Origin of the sequence: Mesorhizobium sp. M0514 (assembly GCF_040321145.1) — a bacterium.
GTDB lineage: Bacteria > Pseudomonadota > Alphaproteobacteria > Rhizobiales > Rhizobiaceae > Mesorhizobium.
On the sequence record NZ_JAMYQZ010000039.1, the window covers coordinates 23,040 to 39,093 of the forward strand.

The 16,054-nt window shown below is 62.8% G+C and carries 16 protein-coding genes; 8 read left to right on the forward strand and 8 right to left on the reverse strand.

The genetic code is table 11. The features are described from left to right. Window positions 1–117: 117 nt before the first annotated feature. The 3 genes from NKI61_RS17495 to NKI61_RS17505 are packed head-to-tail and all read right to left on the reverse strand — an operon-like array spanning window position 118 to window position 2,409. Window positions 118–567, reverse strand: coding sequence for a DNA polymerase III subunit chi (locus tag NKI61_RS17495; protein WP_023738611.1), 450 nt, complete (start codon window positions 565–567; stop codon window positions 118–120). Between the two features lie 8 nt (window positions 568–575). Beyond that, the gene (locus tag NKI61_RS17500) at window positions 576–2,066 is read right to left on the reverse strand and encodes a leucyl aminopeptidase (protein WP_023715072.1); all 1,491 of its coding nucleotides are present in this window, start codon (window positions 2,064–2,066) and stop codon (window positions 576–578) included. Window positions 2,067–2,115: 49 nt separating this feature from the next. After that, window positions 2,116–2,409 (reverse strand): hypothetical protein, encoded by a 294-nt coding sequence (locus NKI61_RS17505; RefSeq protein ID WP_155923279.1) that lies wholly within the window; start codon window positions 2,407–2,409, stop codon window positions 2,116–2,118. Window positions 2,410–2,441: 32 nt separating this feature from the next. On the opposite strand from NKI61_RS17505, the gene lptF reads away from it, so the two are divergent. The 8 genes from lptF (at window position 2,442) to NKI61_RS17545 (ending at window position 11,015) form a co-directional block, all read left to right on the forward strand. Then, window positions 2,442–3,641 (forward strand): LPS export ABC transporter permease LptF, encoded by a 1,200-nt coding sequence (gene lptF / locus NKI61_RS17510; RefSeq protein WP_023672737.1) that lies wholly within the window; start codon window positions 2,442–2,444, stop codon window positions 3,639–3,641. Between the two features lie 2 nt (window positions 3,642–3,643). After that, window positions 3,644–4,726: an LPS export ABC transporter permease LptG gene (lptG, locus tag NKI61_RS17515; protein WP_023695591.1), complete on the forward strand. Its 1,083-nt coding sequence runs from the start codon at window positions 3,644–3,646 to the stop codon at window positions 4,724–4,726. Next, on the forward strand, window positions 4,726–7,158 hold the full coding sequence (locus tag NKI61_RS17520; protein WP_023742320.1) for an LPS-assembly protein LptD: 2,433 nt from the start codon (window positions 4,726–4,728) through the stop codon (window positions 7,156–7,158). The genes lptG and NKI61_RS17520 overlap by 1 nt, the downstream gene beginning before the upstream one ends. 91 nt (window positions 7,159–7,249) lie before the next feature. Beyond that, window positions 7,250–8,179 carry a SurA N-terminal domain-containing protein gene (locus NKI61_RS17525; RefSeq protein ID WP_352840158.1) on the forward strand — a complete coding sequence of 310 codons (930 nt, stop codon included), beginning with the start codon at window positions 7,250–7,252 and terminating at the stop codon, window positions 8,177–8,179. Between the two features lie 12 nt (window positions 8,180–8,191). After that, window positions 8,192–9,220: a 4-hydroxythreonine-4-phosphate dehydrogenase PdxA gene (gene pdxA / locus NKI61_RS17530; RefSeq protein ID WP_031193551.1), complete on the forward strand. Its 1,029-nt coding sequence runs from the start codon at window positions 8,192–8,194 to the stop codon at window positions 9,218–9,220. Between the two features lie 53 nt (window positions 9,221–9,273). Next, the gene (gene rsmA, locus NKI61_RS17535; RefSeq protein ID WP_352840163.1) at window positions 9,274–10,110 is read left to right on the forward strand and encodes a 16S rRNA (adenine(1518)-N(6)/adenine(1519)-N(6))-dimethyltransferase RsmA; all 837 of its coding nucleotides are present in this window, start codon (window positions 9,274–9,276) and stop codon (window positions 10,108–10,110) included. Between the two features lie 115 nt (window positions 10,111–10,225). After that, window positions 10,226–10,429, forward strand: a complete 204-nt coding sequence (locus NKI61_RS17540) for a hypothetical protein (protein WP_023693963.1) — start codon at window positions 10,226–10,228, stop codon at window positions 10,427–10,429. 16 nt (window positions 10,430–10,445) lie between these two features. After that, entirely contained in the window at window positions 10,446–11,015 is a 570-nt protein-coding gene (locus NKI61_RS17545) for a Fic/DOC family protein (protein ID WP_348625866.1), read from the forward strand. 85 nt (window positions 11,016–11,100) lie between these two features. On the opposite strand, the gene gmk is transcribed toward NKI61_RS17545, so the two are convergent. The 5 genes from gmk to NKI61_RS17570 all read right to left on the reverse strand — a co-directional run bounded on the left by gmk (window position 11,101) and on the right by NKI61_RS17570 (window position 15,905). Then, window positions 11,101–11,775 (reverse strand): guanylate kinase, encoded by a 675-nt coding sequence (gmk, locus tag NKI61_RS17550; RefSeq protein WP_023672729.1) that lies wholly within the window; start codon window positions 11,773–11,775, stop codon window positions 11,101–11,103. Window positions 11,776–11,781: 6 nt separating this feature from the next. After that, window positions 11,782–12,672, reverse strand: a complete 891-nt coding sequence (locus tag NKI61_RS17555; protein WP_023695597.1) for a YicC/YloC family endoribonuclease — start codon at window positions 12,670–12,672, stop codon at window positions 11,782–11,784. 262 nt (window positions 12,673–12,934) lie between these two features. Then, complete coding sequence (gene mltG, locus NKI61_RS17560; RefSeq protein WP_023702950.1) at window positions 12,935–14,170, reverse strand: endolytic transglycosylase MltG; 1,236 nt, start codon at window positions 14,168–14,170, stop codon at window positions 12,935–12,937. Window positions 14,171–14,371: 201 nt separating this feature from the next. After that, the gene (fabF, locus tag NKI61_RS17565; RefSeq protein WP_023685687.1) at window positions 14,372–15,634 is read right to left on the reverse strand and encodes a beta-ketoacyl-ACP synthase II; all 1,263 of its coding nucleotides are present in this window, start codon (window positions 15,632–15,634) and stop codon (window positions 14,372–14,374) included. 34 nt (window positions 15,635–15,668) lie between these two features. Next, window positions 15,669–15,905 carry an acyl carrier protein gene (locus NKI61_RS17570; protein ID WP_006203723.1) on the reverse strand — a complete coding sequence of 79 codons (237 nt, stop codon included), beginning with the start codon at window positions 15,903–15,905 and terminating at the stop codon, window positions 15,669–15,671. Window positions 15,906–16,054: the final 149 nt, after the last annotated feature.

A 16,054-nucleotide genomic window follows, 5' to 3' on the forward strand; every position in this document is an offset into this window, starting at 1 on the left:
TTCCGATGATCCTGATCCGCATTCTCAGCCCGCCGCTTGAGTTGCGCTTTTCGCAATTCCTAAGTCGGATCGTTCGGCGACAACAGCGTCGTTTTCAAGACGCGCCGGCAAAAGCGCTTACGCCTTGCGCTCCCAGCGGCGGTCGGGCGTCTGCTGCCAGTAGGTGACCGCGTGGCCCGCTTCTTTCAACACCTTCCAATGCGTCCGCGCGCTTTCGACCTGGGCCGCGTCATGGCCGTCGAACAGGAACACGGCGCGTTCGTAGCCGGCGAGATCGGCGGGTGCGGCGCCATCGACGAGGAAGCGTATCTGCGCCTGGTTGGGGTTGGCGTCGCTCGTGGTGAGCAGGATTGGCTGTTCGGCCGGATGGGCTTCACGGTCGGTCGCGTGCGCGAGGAACGAATCGTCCCTGAATGTCCACAGATGCAGGTCGAGCGCATCGCGCCGCTCCTCGGTCCCGGTCTGCACCACGGCGCGCCAGCCGCGATCGACGCTGCGCTCGAGCAGGCCGGGAAGCGCATCCTCCAGCGTCGATTCGGTCAGGTGGTAGAACAGGACATCGGCCATGCCCTGCCTTATCCCTCGTAATTGTCGCGCACCAGCCGGTCGAGCAGCCTGACGCCGAAACCCGAGCCCCAGGACTGGTTGATCTCGCTCGGCGGAGAGCCCATCGCGGTGCCGGCGATGTCGAGATGCGCCCACGGCGTTTCCTTGACGAAGCGCTGCAGGAACTGCGCGGCGATGATGGCGCCGCCATAGCGGCCGCCGATGTTCTTCATGTCGGCGTTCTTGGAATCGATCAGCTTGTCGTATTCGGGCCCAAGCGGCATGCGCCACAGCCGCTCCTGACTCGCCTGGCCGGCCGCCGTCAACCTGTCCGAAAGTTCGTCATTGTTGGAGAACAGGCCGGCATAATGCTGGCCGAGCGCGACCATGATGGCGCCGGTCAGCGTCGCCAGATTGACCATGAATTTCGGCTGGAAGCGGTCGTTGCAATACCACAGCGCGTCGGCCAGAACGAGGCGTCCTTCGGCATCGGTGTTGAGCACCTCGATGGTCTGACCCGACATCGAGGTGACGATGTCGCCGGGGCGCTGGGCATGGCCGTCGACGGCATTTTCCACCAGCCCGACGATGCCGACGACATTGGCCTTGGCCTTGCGCGCGGCTAGCGCCTGAATGAGCCCGATGACGGCCGCGGCGCCGCCCATGTCGCCCTTCATGTCCTCCATGCCGGAAGCCGGTTTCATCGAATTGCCGCCGGTGTCGAAGGTGACGCCCTTGCCGACGAAGGCGACCGGTGCGTCCTTGGCCTTGCCGCCCTTCCATTGCATGACAGCCATCCGGGCGCCGCGTGGCGAGCCTTGCGCGACACCGAGGAGCGAGCCCATGCCGAGCTTCTTCATTTCCTTCTCGGTGAGGATCTCGACCTCGACGCCGAGCGCTTCCAGTTCCTTGGCGCGGGCGGCGAATTCGATCGGGCCGAGCGTATTGGCCGGTTCGTTGACAAGGTCGCGCGCCAGAAGCACGCCGTCGATGACCGCAACCTCGTCGGCGAAGGCCTTTTTCGCCGCGGCAGGATCGGCGGTGTGGATGGTCACCTTGACCGGTTTCTTCGGCTCGGCATCGTCCTTGTCTTTCCTGGTCTTGTATTTGTCGAAGGAGTAGCTGCGCAGAATGATGCCGGCGGCAAGGTTCGCCGCTTGCCTGCCGCCAATCTTTGCGCCCGGCACATCGAGGATGACGGCCACCTCCGCTGCCTTGCGCAGGGACGCGGCGATGGTGCCGCCAAGCTTCAGCCAGGCAAAGTCATCGAGGCCGGCGACCTTGCCGGCGCCGACCGCCACCAGTCGGTCGAGCGATGTTCCCTGCGGCGCCAACACTTCGACGACACCGGCGAATTTTCCGGAAAACTCCGCCACCGGAAACGCCCGCGCCAGCGTTCCTGAGGGGTCGCAGGCCTTTGCCGGTTCGCCAAGGCCACCATCGTCGGCCGCCAGCACGAAGATGCTGCCCTTTTTGGGTGCGGCAAATTTGGCGAAGGCGATCAATGGTCTCAAAGTCATCAGGTCCTGCTTTCGGGAAACGGCTCAGATTTTCAGGAAAAATGCATTCTCAGGGAAGATGCGCGACATTTGGTCGTTTTCCTTGATTTGGCAAGACTTTGCCGGAATCAGGGCTCATATGCGCAGCGGAATCGATAACGATTCGTCGCGGCACGGCCCCGCTTTCCTGCCGCAACCTGTTGTTAACCATCGATGTTCTCCCTTTCTTATCCATTGCCGCCGACACTCCGGCCTGCGGGACGGGCGATGTGGGACGGAGAATCGGATCGAACCGCCTGAAAGAAATGGCCAAACGCACCCAGTTGTACAGCCGCAGCCGGACGACTACCTTGTCGGCGGGCATGATGCCGTTCGGCAAATCGAGAAAAGCCTTACATGAAGGTCGTTGAACGCTACATCATGCGTCGCGCACTGGCGGTGTTTCTCGCTGCGCTGATCTGGACGCTGGCCATTGTCTGGACGACGCAGGTGCTTGCCCGCATCGACCTGGTCACCGACAGTGGCCAATCGGCGCTCACCTTTTTCGAGGTCGCGGGCCTCATCATCCCCACCATCATCCCGATCGTGGTGCCATTCGCCCTGGTGGTGGCGGTGGCCCAGACGCTCAGCGTCATGAACTCCGATTCGGAATTGGCCGTCATCAACGCCGCCGGCGCCTCGCGCTGGACGATTGTGCGGCCGGTCCTGCTGATCGCGCTGGCGGCCAGCGTCTTTTCCTTCGCGGTCGACAATGGCGTCGAACCCTATGCCAGGCAGAAGAACCGCCAGCTGATAGCATCCTCGCGCGCCGATCTCTTGTCGCTGATCATCCAGGAAGGCACGTTCCGCAAGATCGACGACGGGCTGTTCCTGCAAATAGGCGAGCGGCTGCCGGACAACCGGCTCGGCGGCATCTTCGTGGCCGATTCGCGCGAGGAAGGCGCCAATCTGATCTATTATGCCAAGAGCGGCAGCGTCGTCGAAAAGGGTGACGAGAAGGTGCTGATGATGAATGACGGCGTCATTCATCGCAAGACGCTGACCGGCGACCTGTCGGTCATCCGCTTCACGTCCTACGCCTTCGACCTTTCCGCCTTCATGTCGGCGGCGAACGATATCATGCTCCTGCCCAAGGACCGAACGACGCAATACCTGCTCAACCCGGATCCGAACGACAAGATCTTCCAGCGCAGGCCCGGCGCCTACAAGGCCGAGCTCGACCAGCGCTTTTCCGAATGGTCCTATTCGCTGGTGTTCGCGCTGATCGCGCTGGCCGTGGCAGGCGATGCGCGCTCACACCGCGAGGCGCGCATCCACCCGCTGATCACAGCCATCGCCATTGCGCTGTTCGTGCGCTGGCTGGGCTTCTTTGCCGCCGGCAAGGCCGACAAGATCCCGCAATACGCCTATATGGTCTATGGCGTGCCGGTCATCGCCTCGGCGGTCGCCATCTGGTTCATCGTCACCTCGCGAAGCATGGAACTGCCCGGCAGCTGGGCCGACTGGATGACGAATTTCGCCGGCCGCGTCAGCGATGGCTGGACGGCGCTCAAGCTGCGCCTCAATCGGCGCTACACATCCGGCCAGGGAGCCTGACGATGGGCTGGACCCTGGGCCGCTACTTCTTCTTTCGCTACGTGTCGATCACGATCTGGTTCTTCATCGGCCTTCTGGCGCTGGTGTTCCTGATCGACTTCACCGAGCTGTCCGGCCGCATCACCGGCCTGCCGGGCTTCACCTACGGCACGGCGGTCGCGATCTCGGCGCTGAGGATGCCGATGATCATGCTGCAGACGGTGCCGTTCGTCGGCCTGTTCTCGGCGATGGCGACGCTGGTGTCGCTCAACCGCAAATACGAGCTGGTGATTGCGCGCTCGGCCGGAGTGTCGGCCTGGCAGTTTCTGTTGCCCTGCTGCATCGGTGCGCTGTTATTCGGCATTTTGTCGGTCGGCGTGCTCAATCCGATCGCCGCGCATGGCTTCTCATGGTCGGAGCAGATGGAAAACCAGCTGCGATCCGGCAATTCGAACGCGGTGGCGGCCGATGCCACGCCGTGGATCCGCCAGAAAACCAACTCCGGCGACACCATCATCGGCGCCCGCGCCATCCTGAACCAGGGCCTGGAAATGGCCGACACCGTGTTCTTCGTCCTCGATCCGCAGGGCAATATCGTCGAGCGCAAGGACGCGGCGCGGGCCTTTCTGCGCGACGGCTACTGGGAATTGCAGGACGTCAAGGTGTTCAAGGACGGCAACATCCGTTCCGAAACGACCGACCAGTTGCCGACCAACCTCAAGCCGGAATTCGTGCAGGAACGGCTGGCGCGCCCCGAAACCATCCCGTTTTACGACCTTCCCGGCAAGATTGAGGTTGCCCGCTCCTTCGGCCTCAAGGCAAATGCCTTCGCCATGCAGTTCGATTCGCTGGTGGCGTTACCGTTCCTGCTTGTGGCCATGACGCTGATTGCGGCAACAGTTTCAATGCGATTTGCGAGGATGGGGCAGTCGGCAACGATGATTCTGGGTGGCGTCCTCGCCGGGTTTCTGCTTTATGTCGTTTCGGTATTGGTCAAGGCATTCGGCGTTGCGGGATTCGTGCCCACAGCCGTGGCTGCATGGGTTCCGGTTGTCGTGGCTATGTTCTTTGGGGTGACATTCCTGCTATACAAGGAAGACGGCTAGTGAGGGAGGCGGCTTTGCGCAGCCATAGGCAGGCCGGTTTGGCGCGCCTCTATTCGGCGAGCGCCTTGGCATGCCTGCTCGCCTGCGGCGTGCTGACGGCTCCTGCGCTGGCGCAGGACGTCACCGACGTGGCAACGAAGGTTCCTTCCGGCTCCCAGATGCTGCTGGCGGCAGACACGCTCGTCTATAACAACGACAACCAGACGGTCACCGCCATCGGCGGCGTCCAGATCGACTATGGCGGCAACAAGCTCGTCGCCCAGCGCGTCGTCTATGATCGAAACACCAAGCGGCTGGTTGCCAGCGGCAATGTCGAGATCGTCAACAGCGACGGCACCAAGATCAACTCGCAGCATATCGATATTACCGACGATTTCGCTGACGGTTTCGTCAATGCGCTGCGCGTCGAAACGCCCGAAAAAGCCTATTTCGCCGCCGAAAGCGCCGAGCGCATGGGCGGCGTGCTGACAACGTTCCACAACGGCGTCTATACGGCCTGCGAGCCTTGCGAAGACAAGCCGGACAAGGCGCCGACCTGGCGGATCAAAGCCAGGAAGATCATCTGGAACGGCGAAAAGAAGACGGTTCGCTTCGAGAATGCGAATTTCGAATTCTTCGGTTTCCCGCTGGCTTATCTGCCGGCGTTCGAGATCGCCGACCCGACGGTCAAGCGCAAAAGCGGCTTCCTGATCCCCAGCATCGGCTACAACAACCGTCTCGGCGTCGGCGTCAAAGTCCCCTACTACTTCGCTTTGTCGCCGACCTACGACCTCACCGTTACCGGCAGCGGCTACACCAAGCAGGGTTTCCTCGGCGAGGCCGAGTGGCGCCAGCGCTTCAACAATGGCCAGTACACGCTGAAGCTTGCCGGAATCAACCAGCAGGACCCTGGCGCTTTCCGTGATTTCGCGGCTTTCCCCGACGGCTACAATGTCAATTCGGGGCCAGCAGGCGATCCGAACAAATTCCGCGGCATGATGGGCACCAAAGGCCAGTTCGCCATCAATCCGCGCTGGGACTTCGGCTGGGATATCCTGCTTCAGACCGACAAGAATTTTTCGCGTACCTACACGATCGAAGGCTACAACGACGCCGTGCATCAATCGTCGGTCTACCTGACCGGCCTAAACGACCGCAATTATTTCGATGTGCGCGCCATGCGCTTCCAGGTTCAGGAGAACACACCGGACGGCAACGTCGCATCGCGCAGCGACAAGCAGCCCTGGGTGTTGCCGTCGCTCGACTATGCCTACATCCCCGACATGTCGGTGGCCGGCGGCCAGCTGTCGTTCAACGTCAATGCGCGCATCATCCGCCGCGACGATCTCGATCAGGCCTATTTTACCCCCTATGTGCCGGGCTCAGGCGTCCAGCGCGTGCGCGGCATCGAGGGCGAATCCGGTCGCCTCACCGCCGAGGCCGAATGGAAGCGTACCTTCACCACGGACGGCGGATTGCAGTTGACGCCGCTTCTGGCTCTGCAGGGCGACGTCGACTATCTCAACGCTTCTTCGGCTTCGCTGACTGCGGTAAACCAGATGGCGACGAATGTCGGTGCCGCCGACGACATGCGGTCTTCCTTCGCCCGGTACATGGCGACCGCCGGACTTGAAATGCGCTGGCCGGTGCTGTTCTCGATGACCGGCTCCAGCCATATCGTCGAGCCGATGGCGCAGGTCTTCATGCGCCCGAATGAGCAGTATGTCGGCGGGCTCGCCGTTCCCAACGAGGATGCACAGAGCTTCGTCTTCGACGCCACGACGCTGTTCGAGCGCGACAAGTTCTCCGGCTACGACCGCGTCGAAGGCGGCAGCCGCGCCAATGTCGGGTTCCGCTATTCCGGCGCCTACGACAATGGCTGGGGCACCAACGCGATCTTCGGCCAATCCTACCAGTTGGGCGGGCGCAACTCGTTCGATTCACCGGATCTGGTCAATGCGGGCGCCGATTCCGGCTTGGAGACTTCGACCTCCGACTATGTCGGCCTTGTCGGCTTCAGCAGCCCGAGCGGCTTCTCCGGTTCGCTCAGCGGCCGCTTCGACGAGCAGACCTTCGAAGTTCGCCGTGCCGAGGTGAAGGCCGCCTATTCCGGGCTGCCGGTTTCGCTGAGCGCCAAATACGCCTTCATCCAGGCGCAGCCCCTCTATGGTTTCACCACCGACCGCCACGAAGTCACGCTCGGCGCCTCGACACACCTGGCCGAAAACTGGCGCGTCTTCGGCACCGGCACCTACGACCTGCAACAAAGCGTGCTGGTCAAGGACGGCGTCGGCTTTGCCTACAATGATTCCTGCTTCACCTACCTGATGACGTACTCGGAATCACGCGACATCAACACCAAGGAAGTGTCGCAGAATGTCGGCTTCAACCTGTCGTTCCGCACGCTCGGCGATTTCGGCTCGTCCCAAAGCTCGATCGACTCCATCCAGTAGAGCCGGCTGACGACATCGTTTTGCCGCATAAAGCGGGCACGGATTTCGCCAATATCGGGCTGGAATCGGCCAAAACCGGGCTAGAATTGGGATGCTTTCGATGAGGAAATACCTGTTTTCGGCAGGATTCGCGCTCCTGTTGGCGGCGACCACGGTCTCCGTCACCATGATAGTACCGCCGGCCTTCGCCAGTGAAATAAAGTATGTCGTCAACAACATGCCGATCACCACCGGCGACATCGCGCACCGGGCTGCCTTCCTGAAACTGCAGCGCAAGAAGGGTGACGCGGGTCAGGAAATGATCGACCAGACGCTGCGTATGGCGGAGGCCAGGCGTCTCGGCATCCGCATCTCCGACGCCCAGGTAGAGGCTGCCTATCAGCGCTTTGCCTCGAGCAACAAGATGCAGCTCAAGCAGCTCGACGGTGTCATGGCGCAGTCCGGCGTGACCAAGGAGCATTTCAAGGAATTCATCCGCTCCCAGATGGCGTGGAACCAGGCGCTGAGCGCACGCTACAGCGGCGGCGGCGGGGAGGTGAGCGAACAGGATCTGGTCAAGCGCATGCTCGAAAAAGGCGGCGCCAAGCCAAGCGCCACCGAGTACATGCTGCAGCAGGTAATCTTCGTGGTGCCGAAGGCCGAGCGCAGTGCCACACTCGCCAAACGCAAGCGCGAGGCCGAAGCCATGCGCGCCCGCTTCAATGGCTGCAACACCACGCGTGAATTCGCCAAGGGCCTGATCGACGTCACCGTTCGCGACCTCCCCCGATTGCTGGCGCCGCAACTGCCGCCGGACTGGGCCGAGCAGATCAAGGCCACCAAGCTGGGCGCCGCCACGGCCGTGCGCGAGACCGATCGCGGCATCGAATTCATCGGCATCTGCTCATCGCGCGAGGTTTCCGACGACAAGGCGGCCCAGATGGTGTTCCAGAGCGAAGGCAGCGGCGGCAAGAACGCCGACGAGCTCTCGGCCAAGTATGTCGAAGAGCTGAAGGCGAAAGCCAAGATCGTTACGCGCTGAACCGGCCCAGCCGTGCATGAGACAGAGCTTCCGCTGGCGCTGAGCGTCGGCGATCCATCCGGCGTCGGTCCGGAAATCGCCATTGCCGCGTGGCAGAGCGCCCGCGGTTCCGGTGCCGCGCCCTTCTATCTTCTCGCCGATCCGGCGCTGATTGCCGCGCGGGCGCGCCGGCTCGGCGCGGCGGTGGCAATCGCCGAGACGGTGCCGGCCCAAGCAGCTGGTGTCTTTCAACACGCCTTGCCCGTGGTGCCGCTGGCGGCCCACTTCACCGACGATCCCGGCCGGCCCGACCCGGCCAATGCCGCCGGTATCATCGAGGCCATCGATCGCGCCGTCGCCGACTGCCTTGCCGGTCACGCGGCCGCGGTCGTCACCTGCCCGATCGCCAAGAAGCCGCTTTACGATGCCGGCTTCGGCTTTCCCGGTCACACCGAATATCTGGCGCATCTGGCCTCGCTCCACACCGGCGGCACGGTGACGCCGGTGATGCTGCTCGCCGGCCCCGAATTGCGCACCGTTCCGGTCACCATCCACATCGCGCTGGCCGAGGTGCCGAAGACGCTGACGACGGAGCTGATCGTTGCCATCGCGCGCATCACCGCCGGCGATCTTGCACGCCGTTTCGGCATCGCCAGGCCGAGGCTCGCGCTTGCCGGCCTCAATCCGCATGCCGGCGAAAGCGGCGCCATGGGGACAGAGGACGAGCGCATCATTCGTCCTGCGGTCGACATGTTGCGGGCGCAAGGCATCGATGCCTTCGGGCCGCTGCCGGCCGATACGATGTTTCATGCGCGCGCCCGCGCCGGCTACGACGTGGCGGTCTGCATGTATCATGACCAGGCGTTGATCCCGGCCAAGGCGCTGGCCTTCGACGAGGCCGTCAACGTCACGCTTGGCCTGCCGTTCATCCGCACCTCGCCCGATCACGGCACAGCCTTCGACATCGCCGGCAAGGGCATCGCACGTCCCGACAGCCTGATCGCGGCGCTGAAGCTGGCCCGCCGGCTGGCCGATACCGGCGCAAAGCCCGCAGTTGCATGAGCCAAAAATCATGAGCCCAAATCATGAGCCCAAAATTCATGAGCCCAAAATTCATGAGCATTGACGGGCTGCCGCCGCTGCGCGAGGTGATCGAGCGCCATGGACTGCAGGCAAAGAAGGCGCTTGGCCAGAATTTCCTGCTCGACCTCAATTTGACCGGCAAGATCGCGCGGGTCGCCGGCGACCTCAGCGACAGCACGGTGATCGAGGTCGGCCCCGGCCCCGGCGGGCTGACCAGGGCGCTGCTCTCTGCCGGTGCCCGTCGCGTCGTCGCCATCGAGCGCGACGAACGCTGCCTGGCGGCCTTGGCCGAGGTCTCCAACCACTATCCGGGCCGGCTCGAGGTGATCAGCGGCGATGCGCTGAAGACGGATTTTGCCGCTCTTGCCAATGCCGCGTCACAAGGCGGCCCGGTGAGGATTGCCGCCAACCTGCCCTACAATATCGGCACCGAGCTGTTGATCCGTTGGCTGACCGTGGCGGACTGGCCGCTCTTCTATCAATCGATGACGCTGATGTTCCAGCGCGAGGTGGCCGAGCGCATTGTCGCCAGCGCCGGCAGCGATGCTTATGGTCGGCTCGGCGTGCTGGCCGGCTGGCGGACCGAGGCGAGGATCGCCTTCGACGTGCCGCCGCAAGCGTTCACGCCGCCCCCCAAGGTAACGTCCTCGGTGGTGCATCTGGTGCCGCGCGCCAACCCTTTGTCAACCGACGTGAAAAAACTCGGCCGCGTCACCGAAGCCGCTTTCGGCCAGCGCCGGAAGATGCTGCGGCAGAGCGTGAAGAGCCTGGGTGGCGAGGCACTGCTGACGCGCGCCGGCATCGATCCGACCCGGCGTGCGGAGACGCTCAGCGTCGAGGAATTCGTGCGGCTGACAAACGCGCTTTGACCGGCGGCGCTGGCGCGGCCGTGGACCCAAATCGCATGCTGTGTGACAGCGACGACAAGCAGCATATAGCGGCATGCAGTTGCCGGTGAGTCGCCGAGCGTGATATTGTCGTCATATGAAAAAGAGTACCTCAAGCCTCCGGCCGACCCAAAATGGCCAGTTTGTCCTGACCAGCGGCAGGGGCGAAAAAATCAGCGCGGTTGAAGGCTTGAAGCTATCGCAACGTATGGGCTTCATTCTGAAGGAAAGCCGTGAGCGCGGCCTGAGCGGGGATGAGCGCAGGGCGCTTATCAAGGACCAAGTAACCCGCAAGAAGTAGGATCGGCAGGTGGTCTATGCCGCTGAACATGATCGCTGTGCTACCCAGGCACGACCGTTCTCCGCAACAGGCTGAATATCAAAGACCAGGCCCAACTCGATGCATTCGAGTTGGCACTTTTCCTGACCAGGGCCGACGAACATATCCCCGCAGGCCGTCTGGATTTCGAGCACTACAAGGCGTCGATCATCACCTGTTCCAGGACGTTTATGAATGGGCGGGAGAGGTTCGCGCCATCCCCATCGGCAAGGGGGGCAACTGGTTCTGCTATCCTGAGTATATCAACCAGGAAATGCATAGAATTTTCGGCGAACTCGCCGACGGTGATTATCTCTGCGAACTCGACCTCGACGCCTTCGCCGTTCGGGCCGCGCATGTTTTGGCGGAAATCAATGCCGTCCACCCGTTTCGCGAAGGCAACGGCCGCACGCAGCTTACCTTTCTGGCAATGCTGATGGAGAATGCGGGATTCCCATTCAATGCCGATATGCTCGGTCGCGAAAACGTCCTGAATGCGATGATTGAGAGCTTTGCCGGCGAGGAAACCCCATTGGCAGAACTCATAAAAGATATCGCGAGCCAGTAACAGATGCCCACAGCGTCCATATTGCCAGATCGTTTGCCAAAGACGCCTTCATGGGGACAGCCGGCCATCGGGGAACGACAGCTGCCTATTCCGTCTTCTCGTCCAGCAACCCCGAGACGAAATCGAACAGCCCGGGCCGGCGGTCGCGCCGCAGCCTTTCCGCCGTCACGATGCCACGCACTTCGGCGAAGGCGCGGTCGAGATCGTCGTTGACGATGACAAAGTCATATTCCTTCCAGTGCTCGATCTCGTTGCGGGCGTTCTTCAGCCTGGTCTCGATCACGTGCTCCTGGTCCTCGGCGCGGCGCTTGAGGCGCGACTTCAATTCCTTCATCGACGGCGGCAGGATGAAGATCGAGACGATGTCGGCGCGCATCTTCTCCTTGAGCTGCTGGGCGCCTTGCCAGTCGATGTCGAAGAGCATGTCACGGCCCTGCGCCAGCGCCAGTTCGGCCGGCTCGCGCGGCGTCGCGTAGCAATTGCCGTGCACCTCGGCCCATTCGAGCAACGCGTCGGAATCGCGCAGCCGCTCGAACTCGCGCGTGGTGCGGAAGTGATAGTGGACGCCCTCGATCTCCGAGCCGCGGCGTGGCCTGGTGGTGACCGAGACCGATAATTCCAGGCTGCCGTCGCTTTCCAGCAGGTTGCGCGCGATCGTCGACTTGCCGGCGCCCGACGGCGACGACAGGACCAGCATCAGCCCGCGGCGGCGAATGCGGGATCCGAGATCCCTGGCAACCATCGGCTCCTTGCCACCCATTCGGGTTTACTCCAGATTCTGGACCTGTTCGCGAAACTGGTCGACCACCGCCTTCAGTTCCAGCCCGATGGCGGTGACAGTGGCGGCGTTCGACTTGGAACACAGCGTATTCGATTCGCGGTTGAATTCCTGCGCCAGAAAATCGAGCTTGCGGCCGATAGCGCCGCCATTTGCCAGCAGCGCTCTGCCCGACGCCACATGCGTCTTCAGCCGGTCGATCTCTTCACGGATATCGGCCTTGGTAGCCAGGAACGCCGCTTCCATGTGCAGCCGGCCGGCATCGAGATTGGCCGACGCATCCATCAGCAGCCGCACCTGTTCGGCGATCCGCTCGCGGATTGCCGCCGGCTCGCGCGACGGGTCGGCCTCGGCTTGAAGCGTCAACGCCTCGATGGCGTCGATATGGCCGGAAAGCAGCGAACGCAGCGCTTCGCCCTCGCTCTGGCGTGCCTGCTCGAGGCCTGTAAGCGCCGTTTCCAGCGCCGACAGGATTGACGCGTCGAGTGCTGCCCGCACCTCCTCGGTTTCGCTGGTTTCAGGGATATCGAGCACGCCGCGCAGGGAAAGCAGACCGTCGGCAGTTGCCGGACCAACACCGAACTGGTCCTGCAGCCGCTTGGCCAAGCCCGCCAGATCCCTGAGGAAGGCTTCGTTGACCACTGGCTGCGCCTGCTGGCCGGCGGCGCGGCCGACGGTCAGCGTCGCCTGGAAATTGCCACGCGAAAAGCGCTTCTGCAGCGTCTGCCGCACAGTCGGTTCGAGCCGCTCGAAACCTTGCGGCAGCCGCAACCTGACCTCGACGCTCTTGCCGTTGACCGACTTGACCTCCCAGGCGATCGAGGCGCCGTCATGTTCGGCAACAGTGCGTGCAAATCCGGTCATGCTCTGCAAATTCATGATGCGGCTCGTGTCTCCCTGATGGTCCGATTCTAACAATTGCGCATGCGTTCGATATCACGGGCAGCGCGAATGTCAGAATCGCAATACCGGCAAGATGTTGATTTCCGCTGTCGTTTCGATCTCGCAGGGCTGAAATCGAGATTCAGAGGCACCCGAGCAAGACCGAAAACGCTTCGAACCCCGCTACTCGTTCAAAGCAGCAGCGCGTCCGCCTCTGTCCGCGTCGCTTAAGGTCGATCCGTCTGAAAGCGCCGGCCTGCTACTGGGCGGCACCCGTATCGCCGGCATCGCCACTTGCGTCACCGTTGTCGTCGCCATCCGCCGGCGCATCGGTCTGGCCCGGAGTCTTGGCGCCCTTGGCGGCGTCTTCAGCCTGCTTCTTCTGCAGTGCCCGGTAGCGGGCAACGTTCTCATTGTGCTCGGCAAGCGTGGTGGCAAAGACGTGGCCGCCGGTGCCGTCGGCGACGAAATAGAGATCATCGGTCTTCGACGGGTTGGCGACGGCTTCGAGCGCGGCGCGGCCGGGATTGGCGATCGGCGTCGGCGGCAGGCCATTGATCAGATAGGTGTTGTAAGGCGTCTGTTTCTGGATGTCAGATTGATAAATCGGCCGGTCGGCGGGTTTGCCCTTGCCGCCGAACAGGCCGTAAATGATGGTCGGATCGGATTGCAGCCGCATGCCCTTGGCCAGACGGTTGAGGAAGACGGCGGCAACGCGCGAGCGCTCGTCGCCCCGGCCGGTTTCCTTTTCGACGATCGAGGCCAAGGTGACGAAGTCGTCGACATTGGCCAGAGGCAGGTCGGGCGCGCGCCGCTGCCAGACCTCGTCGACCAGCTTCTTCTGGTCGGCGAGCAGCTTGTCGACCATCTGTTGGCGCGTGGCGCCGCGGGTAAAGCGCAGCGTGTCGGTGGCGAGGCTGCCCTCAGCCGGCTTGGCGGCCGGCATGTCGCCGGTCAGCGCATCCTGCTCGGCGATGCGCTGCAGCGCCTGCTCGACCGTCAGGCCCTCGGGAATGGTCAGCGAATACATCACCGACTTGCCGCTCTTCAGAAGCTCCATGATGTCGCGCATGGAGGCGCGCGGCTTTATCTCGTATTCGCCTGCCTTCAGCGCTGAATCATTGCCATAGACCCGCACGGCGATGCGGAAGATGCGGGCATCGCTGATCAGCCCACGCCGTTCGAGCTGGTCGGCAATATCCTGGACGCCGGTGCTCGGCTTGACCAGGAAGGTGTCGCCGGCCACCGACGGGCCCGGTTCGTTGAATGCCTGCTTGCCGAAATAGAGCGAAACGCCGGCGGCGAGGATCATCAACATCACCGCGGAGATGACGAAGTTCATGAACACGACGACTTGGCTGCGCGAGGCGCGCGAGCGCTTTGGTGGTGGTGTGCCGGCTTCCGGGCGCAAAGCTTCGGCCGCGGTCTTCGGCACGATCGGGCCGGTCTGCTGGTTTTGTCCGAATTGTCCGCTGCCGCCCGGATTGGTGTTCATTAGCGCCCTACCATCTGATCTCTTAGAGCGACCATGCGCCCGATTGGACGCACAGCGTGCCCTAACATTTCAAGCCTACGCATCGTGCTTTTAAAAAAGCGCCTTCGGTTTCAGGCCGATGCGACGAATCCCCAGCGGCAGAGTAGGCTTGAATATGGCAAAATTGACGACAGACCGCTGGCGCGCCGGTCGATACCGCAATCAGCCTGTATAACGCTGGAATACCAGCGAAGCGTTGGTGCCGCCGAAGCCGAAGGAGTTGGACAGCGCCACGTCGACCTGGCGATGCCGTGGCGTGTTCGGAACAAGATCGATCGCGGTTTCCCGTTCCGGGTTGTCAAGATTGATGGTAGCTGGCGCGATGTTGTCTCTGATAGCGAGGATCGAAAAGATCGCCTCGGCGGCACCCGCGGCACCCAAGAGATGGCCGATCGACGACTTGGTCGACGACATCGAGATTTTCGAGGCGGCGTTGCCGACCAGCCGCTCGACGGCGCCGAGTTCGATCGTGTCGGCCATGGTCGAGGTGCCGTGCGCGTTGATGTAGTCGACGTCGGCGGGCGTCAGCTTGGCCCGGTTCAGCGCCGCCGTCATGCAGCGGAAGGCGCCGTCGCCGTCTTCGGCCGGTGCGGTGATGTGATAGGCATCGCCGGTCAGGCCGTAGCCGGTGACCTCGGCATAGATCTTGGCGCCGCGCGCCTTGGCGTGTTCGAGTTCTTCCAGCACGACGACCCCGGCGCCCTCGCCCATGACGAAGCCGTCACGGTCGCGGTCATAGGGACGCGAGGCCTTCTCAGGCGTGTCGTTGCGGTCGGTGGACAGTGCCCGGCAAGCAGCGAAGCCGGCAAGCGATAGTCTGGTCACCGGCGATTCCGCGCCGCCGGCCAGCATCACGTCGGCATCGCCGAAGATGATCAGCCGGGCGGCATCGCCAATGGCGTGCGCGCCGGTCGAGCAGGCGGTGACGACGGCGTGGTTGGGGCCTTTCAGCCCATGCCGGATCGATACCTGGCCAGATACCAGGTTGATAATGTTGCCGGGAATGAAGAATGGACTGATACGGCGCGGTCCGCGCTCTTTCAGGATGATAGCGTTCTCGGCGATGCCCTCGAGGCCGCCAATGCCGGAGCCGATCATGACGCCGGTGGCGCAGCGCTCGGCTTCGGTGCTGGGCTCCCAGCCGGAATCCTTCAGCGCTTCGTCGGCGGCCGCAATCCCGTAAAGGATGAAGTCGCCGATCTTGCGCAGTTCCTTGGGCTCGAGCACGGCTTCGGGATTGAGCGTGCCGTTGGTGCCGTCACCGCGAGGAATGACGTGGGCGATCTTGCAGGCAAGATCTTCCACTTCGAACTCGGTGACGCGCTTGGCGGCGCTGCGGCCGGTCAGAAGTTCCTTCCAGCTGTGCTCGAAGCCCATGCCGAACGGCGAAACCAGGCCAAGGCCCGTGACGACGACACGCCTCATCGCAGGTCCTCCCCGGTGATGACTGCGGATAGTGTCAGGCCGAAGCCTTGTCGATGTACTTCACGGCATCGCCGACGGTCAGGATGGTCTCGGCCGCATCGTCCGGAATCTCGACGCCGAACTCTTCTTCGAACGCCATGACGAGTTCGACCGTGTCGAGGCTGTCCGCGCCCAGATCATCGATGAAGCTCGCCTGCTCGGTCACCTTGTCGGCATCGACGCCAAGATGTTCGATGACGATCTTCTTGACGCGCTCTGCGGTGTCACTCATTTGGGGCATCCTCGTCTTTTGTTTGTCTGTCTTCGTTAGCGGGCAGAATGCCGCTAATCAAGCTGAAAGATGGTCCTGCCGGAAACGCAACGATGCCGGACCGGTTTTTGCCCGAACCGCCGGGTTGCGGGCCGCATTACACGAAAAAT

Bases quoted from the DNA above. Each gene is read 5' to 3' on its own strand.
- NKI61_RS17495 (WP_023738611.1), bottom strand. From the start codon at position 567: ATGGCCGATGTCCTGTTCTACCACCTGACCGAATCGACGCTGGAGGAT.
- NKI61_RS17500 (WP_023715072.1), bottom strand. From the start codon at position 2,066: ATGACTTTGAGACCATTGATCGCCTTCGCCAAATTTGCCGCACCCAAA.
- NKI61_RS17505 (WP_155923279.1), bottom strand. From the start codon at position 2,409: ATGCCCGCCGACAAGGTAGTCGTCCGGCTGCGGCTGTACAACTGGGTG.
- lptF (WP_023672737.1), top strand. From the start codon at position 2,442: ATGAAGGTCGTTGAACGCTACATCATGCGTCGCGCACTGGCGGTGTTT.
- lptG (WP_023695591.1), top strand. From the start codon at position 3,644: ATGGGCTGGACCCTGGGCCGCTACTTCTTCTTTCGCTACGTGTCGATC.
- NKI61_RS17525 (WP_352840158.1), top strand. From the start codon at position 7,250: ATGCTTTCGATGAGGAAATACCTGTTTTCGGCAGGATTCGCGCTCCTG.
- rsmA (WP_352840163.1), top strand. From the start codon at position 9,274: ATGAGCATTGACGGGCTGCCGCCGCTGCGCGAGGTGATCGAGCGCCAT.
- NKI61_RS17540 (WP_023693963.1), top strand. From the start codon at position 10,226: ATGAAAAAGAGTACCTCAAGCCTCCGGCCGACCCAAAATGGCCAGTTT.
- NKI61_RS17545 (WP_348625866.1), top strand. From the start codon at position 10,446: ATGCCGCTGAACATGATCGCTGTGCTACCCAGGCACGACCGTTCTCCG.
- gmk (WP_023672729.1), bottom strand. From the start codon at position 11,775: ATGGGTGGCAAGGAGCCGATGGTTGCCAGGGATCTCGGATCCCGCATT.
- NKI61_RS17555 (WP_023695597.1), bottom strand. From the start codon at position 12,672: ATGAATTTGCAGAGCATGACCGGATTTGCACGCACTGTTGCCGAACAT.
- mltG (WP_023702950.1), bottom strand. From the start codon at position 14,170: ATGAACACCAATCCGGGCGGCAGCGGACAATTCGGACAAAACCAGCAG.
- fabF (WP_023685687.1), bottom strand. From the start codon at position 15,634: ATGAGGCGTGTCGTCGTCACGGGCCTTGGCCTGGTTTCGCCGTTCGGC.
- NKI61_RS17570 (WP_006203723.1), bottom strand. From the start codon at position 15,905: ATGAGTGACACCGCAGAGCGCGTCAAGAAGATCGTCATCGAACATCTT.